At 65.9% G+C, this 2,204-nt stretch carries 3 protein-coding genes; 1 reads left to right on the forward strand and 2 read right to left on the reverse strand.

Going from position 1 to position 2,204, the window contains the following annotated elements; translation table 11 throughout:
- Nucleotides 1-755, reverse strand: a 755-nt coding sequence (locus ACRDUX_RS12345; protein WP_526414271.1) for a methyltransferase, incomplete at its 3' end; no start/stop codon positions are given.
- A gap of 90 nt (nucleotides 756-845) precedes the next feature.
- Here ACRDUX_RS12345 and ACRDUX_RS12350 point away from each other — a divergent pair.
- Complete coding sequence (locus ACRDUX_RS12350) at nucleotides 846-1,631, forward strand: hypothetical protein (protein ID WP_526414273.1); 786 nt, start codon at nucleotides 846-848, stop codon at nucleotides 1,629-1,631.
- A gap of 11 nt (nucleotides 1,632-1,642) precedes the next feature.
- On the opposite strand, the gene ACRDUX_RS12355 is transcribed toward ACRDUX_RS12350, so the two are convergent.
- A partial coding sequence (locus ACRDUX_RS12355; RefSeq protein WP_526414275.1) for a sigma-70 family RNA polymerase sigma factor occupies nucleotides 1,643-2,204 on the reverse strand: 562 nt, incomplete at its 5' end.

The raw sequence follows: 2,204 nt of genomic DNA on the forward strand, positions 1-2,204 counted from the left end.
CCACCCGTGACGGTGCATCGCTCGGCGACTCCAGCCGCGTCCAGCGCAGCTCCGGCGCACTGGACCACCGACGGCAGATCGAACAGCACTCCGCGCGACTCTGGTGCCTGGGCGAGCACCGCGGCGAGCAGTGCGCCATGGCCTCCGCCGACGTCGACGATGAGCTTGCGGTCGGTGAAATCGTATAGGGGAACGGCCATTTCGATCGCCACCGAGGACACGCCAGTCATGGCGTCGTTGAACACGGCGGCGTATTCGGGGTTGGTGTCGAGGTAGTCGAAGATCGACACGCCCCTGAGCTTCTCGACGGCGGTGTCCCCGGTCCGCACCGAGTGCAGCAGGCTGCCCCAGTGCTCCCAGTGTTCCGGGCTGCCCACCATGTGGATGAATGGCGCCATCGACCCGTAGTAGTCCGAGCGCAGGGCCTGCCCGACCCGGGTCAGTCGGAAGCGACCGCGGCGGAGCCTCAGCACGCCATTGGAGGCCAGCGCTCGCATGACTCGATAGGTGGCATCGGGGTCGGCGCCGACTTGTCTTGCGACATCGTCCGCCGATCGCGGACCGTCCCGGAGCGTGTCGGCGATGCCGAGTTCCGTGGCCACGTAGAGGGCCTGGGTCAGCCAGGCGCCCTGGGCCAGCTCCAGGAGTGCGACGTTGGCGGGAACCGTCGACCGGCTCGCCAAGTCGAGTGCGCTGCGGATACGGCCGATTCCGGTGATCAGCCAGGCGGGTGGTGCTTTCACGGTGTCGGGCATGGCTCGACGATATCGCCAACCTGTGAGGGACCTGTATGGACGGGCGGGTTCGCGCACACGATCGACGGGGCCTACCTACACTGACCCACCGTGGGAATTCTTGCCGGCCTTGCGCCGTGGATCGTTTACTGGGTACTGGTCGGCAACGTTCCATTCACGACCGCTGTGTTGGCCGCGCTCGCGGTCGCCGTGTTGTCGTTCGCGGTCGGACGCGTCAGGGGCCGATCGGGGAAGACGCTTGAAATAGGCGCCATCGCCACGTTTTCGGTGTTGACGGTGTTGACGTTAGCCGTGAGCCAATCGTTCATGGAACGGTGGATCCAGCCGCTCAGCAATGCAGGCATCCTTCTGGTCGCACTCGTCGGGGTTCTGATCGGCAAGCCGTTCGTACGGGAATTCGCCGAACGGGAGCAGCCCGCCGAGGTGATCGCCAGCGACCTGTTCGGCCGCATCACGACGGTGCTGACGTGGGTCTGGATCGCGGCGTTCGCCGGGATGACCGTGTCATCGGCGATCCCGCCGATAGTGCAGGGCGACGCGACGATTCTGGACACCAAGACGCCGCTGTCATTCGTCTGCTACTGGGTGGTTCCGTTCCTGCTGCTGGGTGGCGCTGCGGTTGCGTCGCGCCTGCTGACCGAGCGGATGGTCGCTGCTGCCTCGAGCCCGGACACCGTCCGCCGCACCACCTTCGTCGCGTTCCGCGAACTGGCCATCGACGAGTTGTACTACCTGGCGCGGGAGAAGGTCGAACGTGAGGTCGGTGCCGGGATGGAGGCGTACGACGTCAACGTCGGCAACGCGGGAGTGCCCCTCACGGGCGATGAATCCCGTGAGTCGTGGCCCGCGACCTACAAGGTGCGCGCGCGCCGCTGACGACCGGTAGCTCAGTCCAGGTAGTCGCGCAGAACCTGAGAACGGCTGGGGTGACGCAACTTCGACATCGTCTTGGATTCGATCTGACGGATGCGCTCACGTGTCACGCCGTAGACCTGTCCAATCTCGTCGAGCGTGCGCGGCTGACCGTCGGTGAGGCCGAACCGCAGCCGCACGACGCCTGCCTCACGCTCGGAGAGCGTCTCGAGGACCGACTGCAGCTGATCCTGTAGCAGTGTGAACGACACCGCGTCCACGGCCACCACGGCCTCGGAGTCCTCGATGAAGTCACCGAGCTGGCTGTCGCCCTCGTCGCCGATGGTCTGATCCAGCGAAATCGGCTCACGCGCGTACTGCTGGATCTCCAGCACCTTCTCCGGCGTGATGTCCATTTCCTTGGCGAGCTCTTCGGGAGTGGGCTCGCGGCCCAGGTCCTGGAGCAGTTCGCGCTGGATACGGCCGAGCTTGTTGATGACCTCGACCATGTGCACCGGGATACGGATGGTGCGGGCCTGGTCGGCCATGGCGCGGGTGATCGCCTGGCGGATCCACCAGGTGGCGTACGTCGAGAAC

The sequence above is a fragment of the Mycobacterium sp. genome, assembly GCF_050701675.1.
Lineage (GTDB): Bacteria > Actinomycetota > Actinomycetes > Mycobacteriales > Mycobacteriaceae > Mycobacterium.